At 70.7% G+C, this 18,850-nt stretch carries 20 protein-coding genes; 13 read left to right on the top strand and 7 right to left on the bottom strand.

Going from position 1 to position 18,850, the window contains the following annotated elements:
• The first annotated feature begins 379 nt into the window (after positions 1–379).
• From FBZ33_RS02780 to FBZ33_RS02795, 4 genes are all read left to right on the top strand, one after another.
• Positions 380–2,224 carry a phosphoenolpyruvate carboxykinase (GTP) gene (locus tag FBZ33_RS02780; RefSeq protein ID WP_088946203.1) on the top strand — a complete coding sequence of 615 codons (1,845 nt, stop codon included), beginning with the start codon at positions 380–382 and terminating at the stop codon, positions 2,222–2,224.
• A 37-nt stretch (positions 2,225–2,261) separates the two neighbouring features.
• The gene (locus tag FBZ33_RS02785) at positions 2,262–3,119 is read left to right on the top strand and encodes a hypothetical protein (RefSeq protein ID WP_141907893.1); all 858 of its coding nucleotides are present in this window, start codon (positions 2,262–2,264) and stop codon (positions 3,117–3,119) included.
• Positions 3,120–3,419: 300 nt separating this feature from the next.
• Complete coding sequence (locus FBZ33_RS02790; protein ID WP_141907894.1) at positions 3,420–4,562, top strand: NAD(P)/FAD-dependent oxidoreductase; 1,143 nt, start codon at positions 3,420–3,422, stop codon at positions 4,560–4,562.
• A gap of 31 nt (positions 4,563–4,593) precedes the next feature.
• Entirely contained in the window at positions 4,594–5,364 is a 771-nt protein-coding gene (locus FBZ33_RS02795) for an isoprenyl transferase (protein WP_088946206.1), read from the top strand.
• A gap of 35 nt (positions 5,365–5,399) precedes the next feature.
• On the opposite strand, the gene otsB is transcribed toward FBZ33_RS02795, so the two are convergent.
• The 3 genes from otsB to FBZ33_RS02810 all read right to left on the bottom strand — a co-directional run bounded on the left by otsB (position 5,400) and on the right by FBZ33_RS02810 (position 7,251).
• A complete protein-coding gene (gene otsB / locus FBZ33_RS02800) occupies positions 5,400–6,224 on the bottom strand; it encodes a trehalose-phosphatase (RefSeq protein WP_088946207.1) in 825 nt (274 codons plus the stop codon).
• 67 nt (positions 6,225–6,291) lie between these two features.
• Positions 6,292–6,645, bottom strand: a complete 354-nt coding sequence (locus FBZ33_RS02805) for a hypothetical protein (RefSeq protein ID WP_088946208.1) — start codon at positions 6,643–6,645, stop codon at positions 6,292–6,294.
• A gap of 162 nt (positions 6,646–6,807) precedes the next feature.
• On the bottom strand, positions 6,808–7,251 hold the full coding sequence (locus tag FBZ33_RS02810) for an XRE family transcriptional regulator (RefSeq protein WP_088946209.1): 444 nt from the start codon (positions 7,249–7,251) through the stop codon (positions 6,808–6,810).
• Positions 7,252–7,515: 264 nt separating this feature from the next.
• Between FBZ33_RS02810 and FBZ33_RS02815 the strand changes: the two genes are divergently transcribed.
• The 6 genes from FBZ33_RS02815 to FBZ33_RS02840 all read left to right on the top strand — a co-directional run bounded on the left by FBZ33_RS02815 (position 7,516) and on the right by FBZ33_RS02840 (position 12,858).
• Complete coding sequence (locus FBZ33_RS02815; RefSeq protein ID WP_088951461.1) at positions 7,516–7,860, top strand: hypothetical protein; 345 nt, start codon at positions 7,516–7,518, stop codon at positions 7,858–7,860.
• Between the two features lie 31 nt (positions 7,861–7,891).
• A complete protein-coding gene (locus tag FBZ33_RS02820; protein WP_088946210.1) occupies positions 7,892–8,227 on the top strand; it encodes a hypothetical protein in 336 nt (111 codons plus the stop codon).
• Positions 8,228–8,639: 412 nt separating this feature from the next.
• The gene (locus FBZ33_RS02825) at positions 8,640–10,055 is read left to right on the top strand and encodes a PhoH family protein (protein WP_088946211.1); all 1,416 of its coding nucleotides are present in this window, start codon (positions 8,640–8,642) and stop codon (positions 10,053–10,055) included.
• A 274-nt stretch (positions 10,056–10,329) separates the two neighbouring features.
• Positions 10,330–11,016 carry a lytic transglycosylase domain-containing protein gene (locus FBZ33_RS02830; protein WP_141907895.1) on the top strand — a complete coding sequence of 229 codons (687 nt, stop codon included), beginning with the start codon at positions 10,330–10,332 and terminating at the stop codon, positions 11,014–11,016.
• A 114-nt stretch (positions 11,017–11,130) separates the two neighbouring features.
• Positions 11,131–11,784, top strand: coding sequence for a rhomboid family intramembrane serine protease (locus FBZ33_RS02835; protein ID WP_099850536.1), 654 nt, complete (start codon positions 11,131–11,133; stop codon positions 11,782–11,784).
• 105 nt (positions 11,785–11,889) lie between these two features.
• Entirely contained in the window at positions 11,890–12,858 is a 969-nt protein-coding gene (locus tag FBZ33_RS02840; RefSeq protein WP_141912361.1) for an NAD(P)/FAD-dependent oxidoreductase, read from the top strand.
• Positions 12,859–12,920: 62 nt separating this feature from the next.
• Here the strand turns inward: FBZ33_RS02840 and FBZ33_RS02845 are convergent, their stop codons facing one another.
• A complete protein-coding gene (locus FBZ33_RS02845; RefSeq protein ID WP_370453069.1) occupies positions 12,921–13,886 on the bottom strand; it encodes a DMT family transporter in 966 nt (321 codons plus the stop codon).
• Between the two features lie 2 nt (positions 13,887–13,888).
• Positions 13,889–14,920, bottom strand: a complete 1,032-nt coding sequence (glpX, locus tag FBZ33_RS02850) for a class II fructose-bisphosphatase (RefSeq protein WP_088946216.1) — start codon at positions 14,918–14,920, stop codon at positions 13,889–13,891.
• Positions 14,921–15,079: 159 nt separating this feature from the next.
• Between glpX and FBZ33_RS02855 the strand changes: the two genes are divergently transcribed.
• Positions 15,080–15,727 (top strand): DUF4245 domain-containing protein, encoded by a 648-nt coding sequence (locus FBZ33_RS02855; protein ID WP_141907897.1) that lies wholly within the window; start codon positions 15,080–15,082, stop codon positions 15,725–15,727.
• A gap of 208 nt (positions 15,728–15,935) precedes the next feature.
• On the top strand, positions 15,936–16,787 hold the full coding sequence (locus tag FBZ33_RS02860) for a hypothetical protein (RefSeq protein ID WP_099850542.1): 852 nt from the start codon (positions 15,936–15,938) through the stop codon (positions 16,785–16,787).
• A 40-nt stretch (positions 16,788–16,827) separates the two neighbouring features.
• On the opposite strand, the gene FBZ33_RS02865 is transcribed toward FBZ33_RS02860, so the two are convergent.
• Complete coding sequence (locus tag FBZ33_RS02865; protein WP_141907898.1) at positions 16,828–17,049, bottom strand: exodeoxyribonuclease VII small subunit; 222 nt, start codon at positions 17,047–17,049, stop codon at positions 16,828–16,830.
• 104 nt (positions 17,050–17,153) lie between these two features.
• Here FBZ33_RS02865 and FBZ33_RS02870 point away from each other — a divergent pair, with 104 nt between their 5' ends.
• Entirely contained in the window at positions 17,154–17,561 is a 408-nt protein-coding gene (locus FBZ33_RS02870; RefSeq protein ID WP_141907899.1) for a hypothetical protein, read from the top strand.
• A 23-nt stretch (positions 17,562–17,584) separates the two neighbouring features.
• On the opposite strand, the gene xseA is transcribed toward FBZ33_RS02870, so the two are convergent.
• Positions 17,585–18,799 carry an exodeoxyribonuclease VII large subunit gene (gene xseA, locus FBZ33_RS02875; protein ID WP_141907900.1) on the bottom strand — a complete coding sequence of 405 codons (1,215 nt, stop codon included), beginning with the start codon at positions 18,797–18,799 and terminating at the stop codon, positions 17,585–17,587.
• Positions 18,800–18,850 lie beyond the last annotated feature (51 nt).

Here is an 18,850-nt window from a genome sequence, read left to right on the forward strand (position 1 = left end):
AGCAGGCGTGGTCGCTCGAAGAAGCCCATCACCCTGTGCGAAACCGTTGAACGCAGCGTAACCAATTGGGAGGACTGACGCGCCCCGGAACGGGAATCCACGCACCGGTCGGCGGGGCAGGTCAAGGTCCGACCGCAACAAGCGTCGGCCGGGGTGCACAACAAGATTTGCGTGAAACTGCGCGGGAAAGCGGGTATCAGCTCGTGATGCCGCAGCGTCGCCGTACCTTGTGCAGTTCTTCACAACCAGTCCCACTGACTCGGAAGGCTGCCCGGTTTACGCTGAGGCCAATCCCAGGTTTCCACGAAGGCGACGCATCGCGCCGCTGAGTCTCGTGCATCCCATAGATCGGTCAGCGTCGACCACAAGGAGATGTGTCATGGTTGCTCCGGCTGTTGTGCGGGGTATTGATCAGGCCCCGACGTCCCATCCGAAACTGCTCGCCTGGGTCCGTGAGGTCGCGGAACTGACCACCCCCGATCGTGTGGTCTGGGTGGACGGGTCCGACGACGAGTGGCGCCGCCTCACCGACGAGCTGGTCGAGGCCGGAACGCTCATCCGGCTGAACCCGGAGAAGAAGCCCAACTCGTTCTACGCGCGTACCGATCCGACGGACGTCGCCCGGGTCGAGGAGCGCACCTACATCTGCTCCGTCGACGAGGCGGACGCCGGCCCCACGAACAACTGGATGTCGCCGCCGGAGATGAAGCGGACGATGACCGATCTCTACCGCGGCTCGATGCGCGGTCGGACGATGTACGTCATCCCGTTCGTCATGGGCCCGGTCGAGGCCGAGTCCCCGATGTTCGGTGTCGAGATCACCGACAGCCCGTACGTGGTCGCCTCGATGCGGATCATGACGCGGATGGGCGCCCGGGTTCTCGAGGCGATGGGTGACGACGCGGACTTCGTGCACGCGCTGCACTCGATCGGCGCCCCGCTCGCGCCCGGCCAGCAGGACGTCGCCTGGCCGTGCAACGAGACGAAGTACATCTCGCACTTCCCGGAGACCCGGGAGATCTGGTCGTACGGCTCGGGTTACGGCGGCAACTCGCTGCTCGGCAAGAAGTGCTACTCGCTGCGGATCGCGAGCGTGATGGGTCGGGACGAGGGCTGGCTCGCCGAGCACATGCTGATCCTCAAGATCACCTCGCCGGAGGGCAAGACCTACCACATCGCCGGCGCGTTCCCCTCGGCCTGCGGCAAGACCAACCTGGCCATGGTCGAGCCGACCATCCCGGGTTGGAAGGTCGAGACGATCGGCGACGACATCGCCTGGATGCGGTTCGGCCCGGACGGCCGCCTCTACGCGGTCAACCCGGAGTACGGGCTGTTCGGTGTGGCGCCCGGCACCGACTGGAAGACCAACGCCAACGCCATGCGCACCCTGGACCGGGGCAACTCCGTCTTCACCAACGTCGGCCTCACCGACGACGGTGACGTCTGGTGGGAGGGCATGGGGGAGCCGCCGGCGCACCTGATCGACTGGAAGGGCAACGACTGGACGCCGGAGAGCGAGGGCCTCTCCTCGCACGCGAACAGCCGTTTCTGCACCCCGATCACCCAGTGCCCGATCCTCGCCGACGAGTACTTCGACCCGAACGGCGTGCCGATCGACGCGATCCTCTTCGGTGGCCGCCGCAAGGACACCATCCCGCTGGTGACCGAGGCCCGCGACTGGGTGCACGGCGTCTACATGGGTGCCACGCTCTCCTCGGAGACCACCGCTGCCGCGTCCGGCGCCGTTGGCGTGGTCCGGCGGGACCCGATGGCGATGCTGCCGTTCATCGGCTACAACGCCGGGGACTACTTCCGGCACTGGATCGAGATGGGCAAGGGCACCGACGGCGACGAGGCGAAGCTGCCGAAGATCTACTACGTCAACTGGTTCCGTAAGGACCCGGAGGGTTCGTTCCTCTGGCCGGGCTTCGGGGAGAACTCCCGGGTGCTCAAGTGGGTCGTCGAGCGGATCGAGGGCACGGCCGACGCGGTCGAGACGCCGGTGGGCATGGTTCCCGCACCCGACGCGCTGGACGTCGAGGGCCTGGACATGACCCCGGAGGACGTTCGGATCGCCCTGAAGGTCGACCCGGACGAGTGGCGCAACGAGCTTCCGATGATCACCGAGTGGTTCGAGAAGTTCGGTGACAAGCTGCCGGGCGTGCTCTGGGCCGAGCTGGACGCGCTGCGCGCCCGCCTCGACGCCGCACAGCCGCAGCGGTAGGTGTGAAGAGCGCCCCCTGCGGGCAACATCGGATCCCATGAGGACGGCCGCCGAGACCCAGGTCCGGCGGCCGTCCGCCGTCCGAGTGCTCACCATCCTGCTCGCGACGACGGCGGCGGCCACCGTCGTGGTCGAGCTGCTCAACTGGTGGTACGCCCCGGAGCAGGGTTTCGGGCTGGCCGTACGGACCGGCTGGGCCATGCTGCGCTCGTTCGGTTTCCTGCTGTTGATCGGGCACGTCCGGAAGGGCCGGACGGTCGCCCGCCCGTTCGGGCTGATCCTCGCGGTCACCACGATCTTCGCCGTCGGCCGGCTCATCGTGCCTCGGCAGGGGGTGCCGCCGCTGCCCGGCCTGCTCGGCTTCGCGATCCTCACAGCGCTCTGTGCCGCAGTGGTCTGGCTGCTCTACCGCTCGTCGGCGTTGGCCGGGCACCTGGTCCGGCACCGTCCACGCCTCGTCATCGACCGGGCCGGCATCTCCTGGCGGGAGACCCCTCCACGCCGACCGCAGGCCAGCGCCTGGCTGCTGACCAGCCGGGTGGCGGCGTTCACCTACAGCCCGTTGATGCTGGTGCCGGCCCTGGTGGCCGGGGGTTCCATCCTGGACGGGCGGCTGACCGCGGTGCCGGCCGTGCTGCTCTGGTTCGGTGCCGGCATCGCCGCCAGCTACGCGGTGCTGTTCTGCACCGCGTTCCTGATGCGGGGCAAGGACTGGGCGCGTGGGCTGCTGGTCGTCGTCACTGTGGCCGTACTCGCGGTGGACCTGCCGCTGTGCTGGTGGCTGTTGGGCGTGGACGGCCTGGTCCGCGACGGCGGCCCACTGCTCGCCGCGGCTGGGCTGGCCCTCTACGGTTTGCGCCGGGCTTCCCGCGCGGACGACGTCGCACCGGCCTGAAGGCGGCGCCATCCCGCGCCCGGCTGGCCGCCATCCCTCAGCTCTGACCAGGTAGTGACAGCCGCTGTAGAGCTGCCCCAGATATGGGGCGACCCGCGCTGAAGCCGCTCCCGCTCCGGGTCCGCTCCGCTCCGGGTCCTCTCCCGCTCCGCTCCGGCTCCGCTCCGGCCCGCACGAGCGGACAGAGGGCAGGATGGCGGGTGGCGCCGGTCACAACGGTCGGCGTGGGCGGCGCGGGTGGATCGTCGGGGCGGTGCGGGGACCGGCACGGCCGCACCGCGTTGGTCGGAGGGAGGCGCGGTGAGCGACGAGTTCGACGTGGTGGTGGTGGGAGCGGGGCCGGCAGGGGCGGCCGCCGCGCTGACGGCGCGACGGGCGGGTGCCAGTGTGCTGCTGCTGGACCGGGCCGACTTTCCCCGGGACAAGGCGTGTGGCGACGGGATCGCCGCGCATTCGGTGGACGTGCTCGCCGAGCTGGGGGTGACCGAGGCCGTGGAGGGTTACGCGCCGCTGCCCGCGCTGCGGATGATCGCGCCGGGCGGCGGCGCCGTGGCCCGGGCGCTGCCCCGACCCGCGTACACAGTGCCTCGGAAGGTCTTCGACGCGCGTCTGGTGGCGGCCGCAGTGGCGGCCGGCGCCCAGCTGCGCCGGCACACCGTGCGCCAGGTCGAAGCGCGCGCCGACCGGGTGGTGCTCGACGGCGAGTTGTCCGGCCGGGTGGTGGTGGGCGCGGACGGCGCCGGGTCGGTGGTCCGTCGGGCGCTCGGCCACCCGCAGAATCCCGACCGGCACCTGGCGCTGGCCATCCGGGGGTACGCTCCGGCGCTGCCCGGCCCGTCCGAGCAGCTCATCGTCACCTCGAAGGCCCGCTGGCCGGCGTACGCCTGGTCGTTTCCGATCGGTGACGGGCGGGCCAACGTCGGGTACGGGGAGGTGCTGCGCGGTGAGCCGTTGAGCCGGGCGTACCTGCTGGACCGGCTGGCCGCGCTGCTGCCCGGCACCGACCTGGCGACGGTGACCGCGTTGCGCGCCCATCACCTGCCGCTGTCCACCCACCGGCCGTCACCGGGTCAGGGGCGCACGCTGCTGGCCGGGGACGCGATGTCGCTGATCAATCCGTTCACCGGGGAGGGCATCTTCTACGCGCTGCTCTCCGGTGCGCTGGCCGGGGAGGCAGCGGCCAAGGCGCCGGAGACGGCTGCCCAGCGCTACGCCCACGGGTTGCGCCGCCGCCTCGGCACCCACCTGCGACACAGCTCGGTCGCGGCGTGGTTGGCCCGGCGGCGTCGGGTGGTGGATGCGGCGGTCCGGGCTGCCAGCCGGGACGACCGGGTGTTCTACGACGTGGTCGAGCTGGGGCTGGGTGACGGACGCCTCACGGCTCGCACGCTGGCAATGATCGGGATCAGTCTGCCCTGCGGGGATGGGGCTCCGAGGCGGTGATCTGGTCGAAGGGTCGCTACGCTGCTAGGTGATGACGCTGCGGAACCTTATCTACTCCGTCTACGAGCGCCGGCTCACGGCGAAGCTCGCGGGTAAGCCGGTGCCCCGACACGTCGGGGTGATGTGCGACGGCAACCGCCGTTGGGCGAAGGAAATGGGCTTCGTCGACCCGAACGACGGGCACCGGGTCGGCGCGGCGAAGATCAAGCATGTGCTCGGCTGGTGTGACCAGGCCGGCGTCGGCCACGTCACCCTCTATCTGCTGGCCACCGACAACCTGCGCCGTCCCGCGAGTGAGCTGGACCCACTCCTCAAGATCATTGAGGACCTGGCGGTGGAGTTGGCGGAGGAGGGCAACCCCTGGCGGCTGCGCATCGTCGGGGCTCTCGATCTGCTGCCGGCGCAGACCGCGGCGGCGCTCAAGGGCGCCGAGGAGCGCACCCGTGAGCGCACCGGCGGTGCGGAGGTCAACATCGCGGTGGGGTACGGCGGTCGCCGGGAAATCACCGACGCGGTCCGCTCGCTGCTGCTGGAGCACGCGGCCACCGGCGGCACGCTTGAGGAACTGGCCGAGGTGCTGGACGTCGAGCACATCGCCGAGCACCTCTACACCCGTGGCCAGCCCGACCCCGACCTGGTCATCCGCACGAGCGGCGAGCAGCGGCTGTCCGGCTTCATGCTCTGGCAGTCCGCGCACTCGGAGTTCTACTTCTGCGAGCTCAACTGGCCGGATTTCCGGCACATCGACTTCCTGCGGGCCCTGCGCTCGTACGCCACCAGACAACGCCGCTACGGCGTCTGAACGGGCGGCGACAGAGCTGTCGCCGCCCCGACCGGTCAGGGCAGGTGGGTCAGTGCCCGGGTGAGGAAGTCACCCAGCGCAGCCGGTGACTCGATCGTCAGGTCGGCGGCGTTCGCCACCTCCTGACCGGTCTCCGGGTTGGCAACGGCCACGCAGACACCGACGAAGTCCGGGTCGGCGGCGGCGCGGGTGCGCAGCGCCGCGAAGGCCTTGATGTCCGAGACGTCGTCGCCGAAGTACCAGGCGCCGGTCGCACCCTTGATCGCCTCGCCGATCACCATGCCCTTGTCCCGGTCGACCGGGGGCTTGAGCTCCAGCACCATCCGCCCGGCCTGCACCCGCAGCCCCAGCCGGTCGGCCTGCGCCTGCCCCCACTGCTGCACCGTGGAGCCGAGCTGCGGGGCGGTACGCCAGTGCAACGCCACGGAGAGCCGCTTGTACTCGACCAGCGTGCCGGGCGGCAGCTCCGCCCGGGCCTGGTCGGCCAGCTCCTGCATGGTCGGCACCCAGGGCAGCGCGGCTGGCTCGGTGACGGTTTCCCCGCCGCAGTGGCTGTGCTCCAGCCCGTAGAGGCCGTAGAGGTCCACGCCGGTGAGCCCGCCGAGCTGGTCCCGGAGGAACTCGACGGGCCGGGCGGACACGATCGCGACCCGCTGCACGATCGGGGCCAACGCCTCGATCGCGGCCAGCACCTTGGGCGCCGGGCGCACCGCGGTCGGATCGTCGTCGACGGGCGCGAGCGTGCCGTCGAAGTCGAAGAAGAGCACGGTCCCGGCCGCCCGGCTGGCGGTGGTCCGCCAGGCCTGGTCGGCGTTCAACGGGGTTCTCGGCTGCTGATTGCCCAGATTCAACGGCGGCACGCGCGTCAGCGTACCCCGGCGATGGGGGCTCATTCCTGGCCGAGCGGACCCGTTCGGCGGTACGAGATCAGCGTTCGGCGGCTCCTCGTCCGCGCCGGCCGAACGGCACCACCGCCGCCTCCTGGCCATGGCTCAACAGGTAGCCCTCCACGAACCCGGTATTGCGATCGCCGGTGTGGTTCTCGATCTCGTTGAGCCGTGCCACCAGAAACTCGGTGAGGGCGCTGATCCGGTTGTCGAGGCGCTCGTGCAGCTCGGCGACGACGGCCAGGATGACCGCGGTGCCGGCGGTGACGAGCGCAAAGAGATTGACGAGCAGCGGAAGCTGCCCACCTTCGACCGCGAGGGTCACCACGTTGCCGGTCGCCCACAGTGTCAACGACACCGTTGCGACCACGACTGCCAACCACTTCAGGGTCATGGACAGACCCCTCCTTCTGTCCCGCAGGGCTAGGTTCGGCCTTGTCCCGTCCCCCCGCCGATGACGAGCCCAAGCAGTACGAATAGGGACGCTAGCGTGCCCGTTCCTGCCCCGGAGGTAAACGAATGAACCCGACCAGGCGTTCTTTCGCTATCTGAGGAACTACCCTGCTTGATTGCCCCTTTTTCGGACATCGACCGGCAGCGTTGGGCGGTATGCGAGATATCTGATGGTTTCCCGGATGTGGAACTTCTCCGCGTCCGACACGTTCGGGTCGACCAGACGGCGCAGCAGTGCCTCGACATCGGGGTCCATCGGAGGGGCGGGTTGACCCGTGCGGGGGCCGGCCGTGGTGCGGTCCCAACCGAGCGCGGCGAAGGCGGCGGCCGGATTCAGCCCGAGGCCCTCGCAGAAGGCGACCACCCGTTCGGCTTCCGGGTCGCTGGCCCAGTCGCCCCGGACCCACCGGTTGATGGTCTGCCGGGAGACGCCGGTGCGCCGGGACACCTCGGTGCCACTCCAGGCCCGGGTCGCCCGTGCCTCGTCCAGGGCGCGTCGGACGAAGGTGGCGAAGGCGATCTTCCGCGCATTGGCCGTCTCGGTCACCCCGTGACGGTACGGCCAGCCGGCGACGGGCGCGCGCGCCGCCTCGCTGCTGTCACGCAGACGTGACGGGATCTTCGGGTTTCCGGTAAACGATTCAGCTTCACTGTTGAGGGGTGCCACGCGGGCAGAATAGATGCCCGTAGTGGCGAACGTAAGCGGACGAAAAGCTGATACTGTCACGCCCATGGGACAATCTACGGTGTGTCTCGTGCATGAGACGATTGGTGCTCACATGCGTCACCCCTCCGGTGCCAAGGGGGTGTGGTGACCGAGCTCGCCACCCGCGCCCAGGCCTTCGGGCTGATCGCTGAGGGAGTGGCCGCGGGGCTGACCGCCCCCTGGCGCCTCTACCTGGCCCGAGGCTGCCGCTACCTGTCGCTGAGCGTCGGCGATCGCATCGAGTGGAACGCCTGGCGTACCCATCTCGGCTGCCCTGAGCTGAGCGTTCGCGTCTACGACGCCGGCGGTGAGATCCGCAGGTCCTCGGTGGCCGAGGTCGTGCTGGACGGCTGCCGGATCAGCGTCGAGCTGGTCGAGGAGGTCAGCACCGACGACCTGGACCGGCTGCTCGTCGCGGATCCCACCACCATCGAGCCGGAGGAGCGATGACCTGCCGTCCTGGCCGGGCCGGAGCTGCCCGATGAGCCCTTTTCTCGCGGTCTTCCTCGTCTTGGTGCTCGGTGCCACCAGCTATGCGGCCGGCCGGCTGCACGGGCAGCTCAGCTACCGCATCGGCTACCGCTTCGGTTACCGGCAGGGCTACTTCGACGGTGATCGGGGCGCCTGGAACAGGCGTCGCCGTGACGCTCAGGCGGCGATCGCCTCGGCCCTGTCGGTCGCCCCGGCGAGCGTGACCCGCTCGGCCAGCACCGTCGCCCGCCCGGGCACCACGTACACCGGCTCGTCGTTCACCGCGCCGGCCGCCCCGATCACCGGGCGGCACCCGACCGGCACGCTCGTCCGACGTACCGGTTGAGGTCGGTCGGCGGGCGTACACCCGCCGACCGACGCCACGAACGCGGTGCGTCGTCCGCGGCGGACACGCACCGTCGGGCCCCGTCAGACCGGTGACGGTGGCCCCACCGGCCGGGATGCGCGCAGGGGGCATGCATCCCGGCCGGTTCCGCCGCGTCCACCGCCGGCATCCGCGCTGCTGAGGGGCCAGGCCAACCGGTGTGCGCACACCCGACTTGGGAGATCCACGTCCGACCTCTAGCCGGAAGGGTCCGGCGGGGCTAGCGTCTAGGCATGGCACGGGGTTCTCCCGAGCCAGCCGGTCCGCCCGGATCTGCGACCTCGCGCATGGGGTTCCGCATCCGACCCCGTGTCCCCGGGCACCGGAGGAGGCGGAACACGGGTGGCGGGTGCCCATCCGTCGGAGCAGGCCTGTGACGACTCGCCGTACCACCGCCGGTGCCGACCAGACCCCGGCCGCGACTGCCACGACCCGCCGCGCCACCAGGAGCCGCCGTACGGCGGCCGCCGCGCCGGCCGACCCGAAGGAGCCGCGACCAGCCGGCCAGGCCTTTGTCCTGGACACGTCAGTGCTGCTCTCCGATCCGGCGGCGTTCCATCGGTTCGCGGAGCACGAGGTGGTGCTGCCCCTGGTGGTCATCACCGAACTGGAGGGCAAGCGGCACCATCCGGAGCTGGGCTGGTTCGCCCGGCAGTCGCTGCGGATGCTCGACGAGCTGCGGGTTCGACATGGTCGACTCGACCGGCCGGTGCCGGCCAACGACGTCGGGGGCACCCTGCGGGTGGAGCTCAACCACACCGACGACGGGGTGTTGCCGCCCGGTTTCCGCACCGAGAGCAACGATGCCCGGATCCTCTCCGTCGCGCTCAACCTCGCCGGCGAGGGCCGGGAGGTGACCCTGGTCAGCAAGGACATGCCGCTTCGGGTCAAGGCGGCGTCGGTGGGCCTGCGCGCCGACGAGTACCGCCACGGTCAGGCCAGCGACCCGACCTGGACCGGCATGTCCGAGATGGATCTGACCGATGAGCAGATCGGTTCGCTGTACGCCGGCGAGACGCTCGACCTCGACGAGGCGGCCGGGCTGCCCTGCCACACCGGCCTGGTGCTGCACTCGGGGCGTGGTTCGGCGCTCGGTCGGGTGCTGCCGGACAAGTCGGTCCGATTGGTCCGGGGCGACCGCGAGGCCTTCGGGTTGCACGGCCGCTCGGCCGAGCAGCGCATCGCCCTCGACCTGCTGCTCGACGAGTCGATCGGGATCGTGTCGATGGGCGGTCGGGCGGGCACCGGCAAGTCGGCGCTGGCGCTCTGCGCCGGGCTGGAGGCGGTGATGGAGCGCCGCCGGCACAAGAAGGTGATCGTGTTCCGCCCGCTGTACGCCGTCGGCGGCCAGGAGTTGGGCTACCTGCCGGGCTCCGAGTCGGAGAAGATGTCGCCGTGGGCCCAGGCGGTCTTCGACACGCTCGGCGCGGTGGTCCACGAGAACGTGCTGGAGGAGGTCACCTCGCGGGGCATCCTTGAGGTGCTGCCGCTGACTCACATCCGCGGGCGCAGCCTGCACGATGCCTACGTGATCGTGGACGAGGCCCAGTCGCTGGAGCGCGGGGTGCTGTTGACCGTGCTGTCCCGGATCGGGCAGGGCTCCCGGGTGGTGCTCACCCATGACGTGGCCCAGCGGGACAATCTGCGGGTCGGCCGGCACGACGGGGTGACGGCCGTCATCGAAGCGCTCAAGGGTCATCCGCTCTTCGCGCACGTCACGCTCAGCCGTTCGGAGCGGTCGCCGATCGCCGCGATGGTGACGGATCTTCTGGAGGACATCCCGATCTGATGTCGTTATATGGGGGTTTGTCCGCATTCTAGGTGTGGCACAGATCACAAACAGGTCGGTTGGTTTCCCATCAGCCTCACTGTGCGCAATCGTGTCCCACGAGCGTCCACGCACCATGAGCATCGTTGATGATCGTTCGTCCTGGGATGGGCGGCATCGGCGGCGGTCGGTGCGTCGGCGCGACCGGCAACCGGTCGGGGCGCTCGTGGCACGGCTGACGGCCCACCTGTGGCCGGCCGCGCCGCGTCCTTGCCCCCGACGAAGGGACCACTTCGTGAGTCGGCTGTGGAGCCGGTTGGGTGCCCGTACAGCCGCCGTGGCGCTGCTCTCCGTGGGCGTAGCCGGCGGCTTCTATCTGGGCGAAGACCGTGAAACCCAGCAACAGGGCCTGACCGAGCAGGTCAGCGTCGAGGTCGACCGTGCCGATTTCGCGTACCAGCGCGAGCGGCAGTCGGCCCACCAGGTGAAGTTCGCCCAGCAGCGGGCCGCCGAATACCAGGCCAAGCTGCGTGCGGCGCAGGCCGCCAAGGAAGCCGCCGAGCGGGCCCGCAAGGCCGAGGCCGCCGCGGCGTCCCGTAAGCGCGAGCGCGAGCGCGAGGCCGCCGCCAACGCGCCCGCCAAGCCGTACACCGGGCCGATCCCCGCGTCCTGCGAGGAGTACAGCGGCAACCGCAAGACCGGCTGCGCCATGACGATCGACGCCGGCTTCGGCATCTCCGAGTTCCCCTGCCTGGAGAAGCTCTGGACCAAGGAGAGCGGCTGGAACCACAAGGCCCGCAACTCCTCGACCGGCGCGTACGGCATCCCTCAGGCATACCCGGGCAACAAGATGAGCTCCGTCGCGTCCGACTGGCAGACCAACCCGGCCACCCAGATCAAGTGGGGGCTGGGCTACATCAAGGGCAGGTACAAGACGCCCTGCGGTGCCTGGACCTACTTCCAGAACAACAACACCTACTGACGGTTCAGCGGCGGGGCAGGTGGGCGACCACCTGCCCCGCCGTCGCGCGTACGCCGGGCTGCTCGGACGGGACGCGAGTGGCGGTAGGCCGATTTTGCTGATAGCAGTTGTACGGTGACTCTGCACCCGTCAAGCGGCGACCCCTTCCGGTTCGGCACCGAGGCGTTCTACGCCGCGCTCGGCCGAGCCTTCGTCGCCATGTGTGCGGTGGTCCCGTTCCTCTTCCTCATCGAGGCCGTCGACCAGGGTCTCGCGTTCGGCCTGGACGCCACCGCCGGCATCATCCCGCAACGCATCGACGGGCTGGACGGGGTCTTCTTCTCCCCGTTCCTGCACCACGGCTTCGACCACCTCTACAGCAACAGCATCCCGCTGATCCTGCTGGGCACGTTCGTCCTGGCCGCCGGAGCCCGCCGGTTCCTCTGGTCGACCCTGGTCATCATCCTGGTCAGCGGCCTCGGCGTCTGGTTCACCGGCTCACCCAACTCGGTGGTGGTCGGCGCCAGCGGCGTCATCTTCGGCTACCTGGGCATCCTGCTCACCCGGGGCATCGTCGAGCGCAGCTGGTGGAACTTCGCCGTCTTCCTCCTGGTCGGCCTGCTCTACGGCTGGCAACTGGTCGGCATCCTCCCCACCGACGAGCGCATCTCCTGGCAGGGTCACCTGTTCGGGCTGCTCGGCGGGGTGGTCGCGGCGATCCTGTTCCGCCGGCGGCGGCCGGCCGTGGACGGGCCGGACTACTCGGGTGACACACTCCGCCTGCCCTGACCGATTCGCCGGCGCGCCACTGGGACGTGCTTGCCGGACCGTCATCGCCCGCCTACGGTCGAGATCAGCAAGCGTTGATCCGTGAGCGGAAAGCGACGGTACGCCATGCGTGAGGTCGATGTCGCCGTGATCGGGGCCGGCCCGGCCGGTCTCTTCGCCGCGTACTACGCGGGGTTCCGGGGGTTGTCGGTGGCGGTGATCGACGCGCTGCCGGAACCGGGCGGCCAGGTCACCGCGATGTACCCGGAAAAGTTGATCCTCGACGTGGCCGGCTTTCCCGCCGTCAAGGGTCGCGACCTGGTGGCCAATCTGGTCGCCCAGGCAGCCCCGTTCAATCCGCAGTACCTGCTCGGCACGCGCGCCGAGAAACTCTCGTACACCGATGGGCGTCCGGTGCTCGGCCTGGCCGGCGGCGAGCAGCTCGGCTGCGGCGCGGTCGTGGTCACCGGCGGGCTCGGCAGCTTCAGCCCTCGGCCGCTGCCGTGCGCCGACGGCGCCCCCGGCTCGGGGATCGTCTACTTCGTCACCGAGCCCGCCGAGTTGGCCGGCCGGGACGTGCTGATCGTCGGTGGCGGCGACTCCGCCTTCGACTGGGCGCTGGCGCTACAGCCGTTGGCCCGTTCGGTGACCCTGGTGCACCGACGGGAGAAGTTCCGAGCGCATGCCTCGACGGTGGCCCGGGTGCTGTCGCTGCCGGTGCGGGTGGTGGTCAACGCCGAGGTCAGCCGACTGATCGGGGACGGCACGGTGACCGGCGCCGAGGTGACCGTACGCGGTGGTGCGGCCGAGACGCTGCCGGTGGACGTCGTGGTGGCAGCCCTCGGCTTCACCGCCGATCTGGGGCCCCTCGCCGAATGGGGGCTACAGCTCGACCGCCGGCACATCCTGGTGGACAGCGCGATGGCGACGAACCTGCCGAGGGTCTTCGCGGCGGGTGACATCACCGAATACCCGGGCAAGGTCCGGCTGATCGCGACCGGCTTCGGCGAGGCCGCCACGGCGGTCAACAACGCGGCCGTGGCCATCGACCCGAGCGCGCACCTCTTCCCGGGGCACTCCTCCGACGCCGGCTGACCCTCGGTATCGAGGACAGACCGGCTCGTGTCCGGATCGAGACGGCGCCTGGCGCTTCCCGGTCAGCGCCGGGCGGGCGGTGCCAGCGCGGCGATCAGCACGGCCACCATGGTCAGCGCGGCCCCGAGCAGGGTGTTCAGGCCGGGGTGCGAGGCGGCTGTGGGCGAGACCAGGTCCAGCAGGACCGCTCCCACGATCTGGCCGGCGATGGTGGCCAGACCGAGCAGCAGTACCCCGGTGAAGCGCACGATGGCCGCCGCGATGGCGATGAACACGATGCCGATCGGCCCGCCCAGGTAGAGCCACGGCTCGGTGGGGAGGTGACCGGTCGGCCAGCCGCGCACCGCGAGGTCGATCGCGAATGCCACGAGCAGGGTGACCGTGCCGACGAAGAAGTTGACCAGCGTGGCGGTCAACGCGCTGTCGGCCGCCGCCCGGACCCGGCCGTTCACCGCCTGCTGCCAGGCGGTGCCCACCCCGGCGACCAGGGGCAGCAGGGCCAGCGCCAACATGCCCGGGTCCTTGAGTCGGTCACCGACCGCGAGGCCGACCGCCAGCACGGTGAGCACCGCACCGGCGAGCCGTTGTCGGGTGACCGGCTGCCGGCCCGTCGGTCCGATTCCCGCCCGGTCCACGGCGAGGCTGCTGCCGCTCTGGCCGGCCACCACCGCCACGGTGAAGACGGCCACGCCCAGCGAGCCGATGGTCAGGCCCTGGGAGGCCACCAGGAACGCCCCGCACATCCCGCCGAGGCACTGCCACGGCCGCAGCGCGCCCCTCGCGAGCGCGCCCCGCAACGCGACCAGGCCACGCCGTCCACCGGGGGTGAGCGGCACCAGCACCAGGAGCACCACCAGGCCGCCGCCGAAGGAGACCACAGCGGCCGCGAAGCCGTCGGCCAGGCGTTCCCCCAGCTCGCCGTTGATGCGGGACTGCACCGCCACCGCGACCCCGGAGATCGATGCCAGCGCGACACCGGTGATCCGGCGGGCGGCGGACAGGACCGGTGGGGTCGCTGTGTCGGTGATGGTCACTCCTGTTCGGCCAGCGGACGACCGTCGAAGTCGATCGCGGAGTAGAGCGCCAACTTCTCCAACCGGTGGTACGAGTCGATCACCCGGATGGTGCCGCTCTTCGAGCGCATCACGATCGACTGCGTGTACGCGCCGCCGGCCCGGTAGCGCACCCCGCGCAGCAGATCCCCGGAGGTGACCCCGGTCGCCACGAAGAAGCAGTTGTCGCCAGTTACCAGATCATCGGTGCTCAGCACCCGGTCCAGGTCGTGCCCGGCGGCGATCGCCTTCTCCCGCTCCTGCTCGTCGCGAGGCCAGAGCTTGGCCTGCATCGCACCGCCCATGCACTTCAACGCGCAGGCGGAGATGATGCCCTCCGGGGTGCCGCCGATGCCCATCAGCACGTCGACATCCGACTCGCCCCGGGCGGCCGCGATGGAACCCGCGATGTCACCGTCGGAGATGAACCGGATGCCCGCCCCGGTCCGGCGGATCTGCGCGACCAGGTCGTCGTGGCGGCTCCGGTCCAGCACGCAGACGGTCACCTCGGAGACGTCGGTGCCCTTGACCTTGGCGATCCGGCGCAGGTTCTCCGCCACACCGGCGTTGATGTCGATCACGTCGGCGTACACCGGACCGACGGCGAGCTTCTCCATGTAGAACACGGCGCTGGGGTCGAACATCGCGCCGCGCTCGGATACGGCCAGCACCGCCACGGCGTTCGGCATGCCCTTGCTCATCAGCGTGGTGCCGTCGACCGGGTCGACGGCGACGTCCACCTCCGGGCCGGTGCCGTCGCCGACGTGTTCGCCGTTGAAGAGCATCGGGGCGTTGTCCTTCTCGCCCTCGCCGATCACCACCACGCCGCGCATCTGGATCGAGTTGATCAGCTTGCGCATCGCGTCGACAGCGGCTCCGTCGCCGCCCTCCTTGTCACCCCGGCCCACCCAACGGCCGGCGGCCATCGCCGCGGCCTCGGTGACCCGGACCAGGTCGAGGGCAAGGTTTCGGTCGAGATCCTGTGGGATCCGCGTCCTGGTGTTCGTCATGACGGCTACTCCTCCTCGCGACGGTGCGGGGACGACCGACGTCGGGGAGGCCCCCACTGCCGGCTTTGTCGCTGATCCTCACACGATGGCCGACCCGGGGTCGGCGCGGGGCGGTGATGGCCCGGATACCGCCGGTCGGGCGGCTGCGAAGATGGTGGGGTGGAACCCGCACAGCCAGCCGACCGCGTCCCCGCCGACCGCACGCCGCCCGACGGTCAGCCGCCGGTCGACGTCCCCAGCGGCCCCGGTGGTGAACCCGCCGCGAACGACCCGACGCCACCGCCTCCGCTGAAGTCCGGCAAGTCCGAACGCTCGCCGAAGGACATGGCGATCTCGTTGCTGGTGCTGCTCGTCCCGATCGCCCTCCTGCTGGCGTTCTACCGGGGATTTCTCGGCGGCGACGAGCCCACCACCGTCGATCCCGCCCCCGCGATCGAGCAGGCCCGGTCGGCGAACGTGTTTCCGGTGAGCCAACCGCAGGGCCTCGGCTCCGACTGGTCGACGGTCAGCGCCCGCTACCAGACCGTCGAGGGCGGCGCGAACCTGCGGCTCGGCTACCTCACGCCGGAGGGGCGGGGCGTCCAACTCCTGCAGAGCAACGTGCCGGCGGAGCGGTTGCTCCCCGCGGAGCTGACCAGTCAGGGTCAGCCCCAAGGCCCCACCGAGCTGGGCGGGCGCACCTGGCAGCTCTACACGGCCCGGGGAAACCAGCAGGCGCTGGTGCTGCTGGAACCGACCCGGACGGTGATCGTGATCGGCGATGCCCGGGACAACGAACTGCGCGAACTGGCCGGCTCGCTGCGCTGAGCGGGCTCGGTCGATCGACGGCCCTGGTGGTGGCCGGAAAGGGCAACCGGACAGAAGGGTGATTGTCCGACCCGTCAACAGGGAACAGAGAGGGAGTGATCCGGGCGCGCTGTTCGGCCCGGGTCGCGCGGCGCAGCCGACGGTGCTGCTGCGTCGCCCGGTTTCCGGCGCCGTCCAGGTCGTCGGGTGACCCTCTTGGGAGACACGCATGACTGTTCGACGACTCGGCGCCGGCCTGGTAGCCGCCGCTCTGTTCACGCCCGCCCTCGCTGCCTGCGGCGACGGGACGACCGGCACCGCCGGATCGACCGCGTCCCCGACAGCGAGCTCCTCCGTCGCGCCGAGCGCGGCCAGCGGTACGCCCGTGCCGGGCGATGCCAAGCAGGCACTGCTCGACTCCACCAAGGAGATCAGCAACGGCAACTTCCGGTTCGCCCTCACCGCCGTCGGCTCGACGGTGGAGGGGCAGGTGCACCAGCCGAGCCAGAGCGCGGCCATGAAGATCGCCATCGGTGGGCCCTCGTCCGACCTGGCGATGAAGCTCGACGTGATCCACTACAAGCCGGACAGCTGGGTCAAGCTGGAGCTGACCGGCCCCACCGCCAACAGCCTGCCAGCCATCAAGCAGCTCAACCTCGGTAAGTACCAGCACCTGGACCAGGCCCGGATCAAGGGCAACCGCAACCTCGGCTTCGACTTCGACAAGGTCGACCCGGCCGGCAGCGCGGTGCTGACCCAGGGCATCACCGAGGTACGCAGCACCGGCACCGGCGCGTACGCCGGCACCATCGACGTCACCAAGGCCGCCGAGGCGGGCTCGCTGAACGCCGCCACGATCGCCGCGCTGGGCACCCAGGCGAAGACGGTCCCGTTCACCGCGAAGGTGGACCCGCAGGGCCGCCTCAGCGAGCTGGTGTTGCAGTTGCCGGCCGCCGGGCAGACCGCCGCCCAGGAGATCAAGATGACGTACTCCGACTACGGCACCGCCACCGCCGCGCAGAAGCCGCCGGCGGACCAGGTCGTCGAGGCGCCGGCCGAGCTGTACAGCCTGTTCAACTGACGTACGTGGGTGGGGGCGGCTCCGGCCGCCCCGCCCGCGGTCAGGAAGCGGGCTCCTGCCGGGCAGCGTCGATCCGTGCCCGCGCCCCATCCAGCCACCGTTGGCAGATCACCGCCAGCGCCTCGCCGCGCTCCCAGAGCGCCAGCGACTCCTCCAGGGACGTGCCGCCGGCTTCCAGCCGCTCAACCACCGAGGCCAACTCGGCGCGGGCCTGCTCGTAACTGAGCCGCTCGTCCGGCCCGGCCTTCGTGTCGTCGCTCATCCGTACCATCCCATCACACCGGGCCTGGCGACATCGCAGGCGCTGGTGCACGACGTGCGGCCGACAGTAGCTGGTTGTCCAGCCGACACCGCCGAGGAGCGCTCGTGGACCGACGTGCCGGTACGTTCCGATTGCTCAGACAAGCTGCTGGGCGGACGGGTTTCGCCGAGGTGAGGGTGAAGATCGGCTGGGACCGCGCGGGTCAGCCCGGGGTGGTCTGGGGGGTCGACCCGCTGGACGACACCTCTGTCCAACCTGAGCGGGACCCCGAGCTGGCCCGGGCGGCGGTGGAAGGCGCCATTATCGGGCTGCGCGCCATCGCGGCGATGGGATTCGACGTTGCGTCTACAACGGTTCACCTCACGTGGATCGGGATGAACGTGGTGGATACGGAAGCCACAGCGGTGAGAGCAGCGGCTTGTGCTGCCACCGCGGATGCCTTCGGCCTGCTTAATCGATTCGAGGTGTCTGGTGATGCCCAGGGGTGGCGGTGCGAACCGACACGGCAGTGAGCAGACCAGGCGGACCCCTTCTGTCAGCCGTCGACGGTGGCGGCCAGCTCGCCGTCGGCCAGCCGTACCCGCAGCGGGTCGCCCTTGCCCACCTCGGCCGCCGCCCGCACCACGTGCCCGTCGGCGCGCTGCACGATGGCGTACCCCCGGTCGAGGGTGGCGGCGGGGGAGAGGGCGCGCAGCCGGGCGAGGGTGTGCCGCAGCTCGTCGTCGGCGGCGGCGAGCCGGTGGTCCAGGCAGCGTCCGGCCCGTTGCCGCATCGCGGTCAGCTCGGTGGCGCGCTGGTCGACCATCACCTGGGGCCGGGCCAGCACCGGCCGGGAGCGCAGCAGGTCGAGGCGGTGGGTCTCCCGGTCGACGAGGTTGCGGACCGCCCGTTGCAGCCGGGAGCGGGCCTGGCCGATGAGGCGTACCTCCTCGGTGAGGTCGGGGACGATCCGCTTGGCCGCGTCGGTGGGGGTGGAGGCCCGCAGGTCGGCGACGTAGTCGATCAGTGGCGCGTCGGTCTCGTGGCCGATGGCGCTGACCACCGGGGTGCGGCAGGCGAAGACGGCCCGGCAGAGTGCCTCGTCGGAGAACGGGAGCAGGTCCTCGATGCCGCCACCGCCCCGGGCGATGACGATCACCTCGATGCTCTCGTCGGCGTCGAGCACCTTGAGCGCCGCGACGATGTCGGGCACCGCGGCGGGTCCCTGCACGGCCACGTTGACGGTGCGGAACTCCACTGCCGGCCAGCGCCGCCGTGCGTTGGTCAGCACGTCCCGCTCGGCCGCCGACGCGCGACCGGTGATCAGCCCGATCCGGCCGGGCAGAAACGGCAGCCGGCGCTTGCGGGACCGGTCGAACAGCCCCTCGGCGGCGAGCAACTTCTTGAGCTTCTCCAGCCGGGCCAGCAGCTCACCGAGCCCCACCTGGCGGATCTCGTCGGCGCGGAGGCTCAGCGTGCCCCGGGCGGCGTAGAACTCCGGCTTGGCGTGCAGCACCACGCGGGCGCCCTCGCGTAGCTCCGGCGCGCCGGCGTCCAGTACGTCCCGGTTGGTGGTGACGGTCAGGCTCAGGTCGGCCGACGGGTCACGCAGGGTGAGAAAGACGGTGCTGGCCCCAGGACGGCGGCTGATCTGCGCCACCTGCCCGTCCACCCACACCCAGCCCAGCTTGGCGATCCATGCCCCCACCTTCTGGCTGACCACCCGCACGGGCCAAGGCTCCTCCGCGCTGCTCCGCGCCCCCTCGGTCACCCGCCCACCCTACGGACCCCCGCGGTGATCAAGAAGTTTGCGTCAGCATCG

The organism is Micromonospora sp. A202, from assembly GCF_006715105.1.
Taxonomy (GTDB): domain Bacteria; phylum Actinomycetota; class Actinomycetes; order Mycobacteriales; family Micromonosporaceae; genus Micromonospora; species Micromonospora zamorensis.

Excerpts from the sequence above, each read along its gene's own strand:
- FBZ33_RS02780 (WP_088946203.1), top strand. The coding sequence starts at position 380 with ATGGTTGCTCCGGCTGTTGTGCGGGGTATTGATCAGGCCCCGACGTCC.
- FBZ33_RS02785 (WP_141907893.1), top strand. The coding sequence starts at position 2,262 with ATGAGGACGGCCGCCGAGACCCAGGTCCGGCGGCCGTCCGCCGTCCGA.
- FBZ33_RS02795 (WP_088946206.1), top strand. The coding sequence starts at position 4,594 with ATGACGCTGCGGAACCTTATCTACTCCGTCTACGAGCGCCGGCTCACG.
- FBZ33_RS02805 (WP_088946208.1), bottom strand. The coding sequence starts at position 6,645 with ATGACCCTGAAGTGGTTGGCAGTCGTGGTCGCAACGGTGTCGTTGACA.
- FBZ33_RS02820 (WP_088946210.1), top strand. The coding sequence starts at position 7,892 with ATGAGCCCTTTTCTCGCGGTCTTCCTCGTCTTGGTGCTCGGTGCCACC.
- FBZ33_RS02840 (WP_141912361.1), top strand. The coding sequence starts at position 11,890 with ATGCGTGAGGTCGATGTCGCCGTGATCGGGGCCGGCCCGGCCGGTCTC.
- glpX (WP_088946216.1), bottom strand. The coding sequence starts at position 14,920 with ATGACGAACACCAGGACGCGGATCCCACAGGATCTCGACCGAAACCTT.
- FBZ33_RS02860 (WP_099850542.1), top strand. The coding sequence starts at position 15,936 with ATGACTGTTCGACGACTCGGCGCCGGCCTGGTAGCCGCCGCTCTGTTC.
- FBZ33_RS02865 (WP_141907898.1), bottom strand. The coding sequence starts at position 17,049 with ATGAGCGACGACACGAAGGCCGGGCCGGACGAGCGGCTCAGTTACGAG.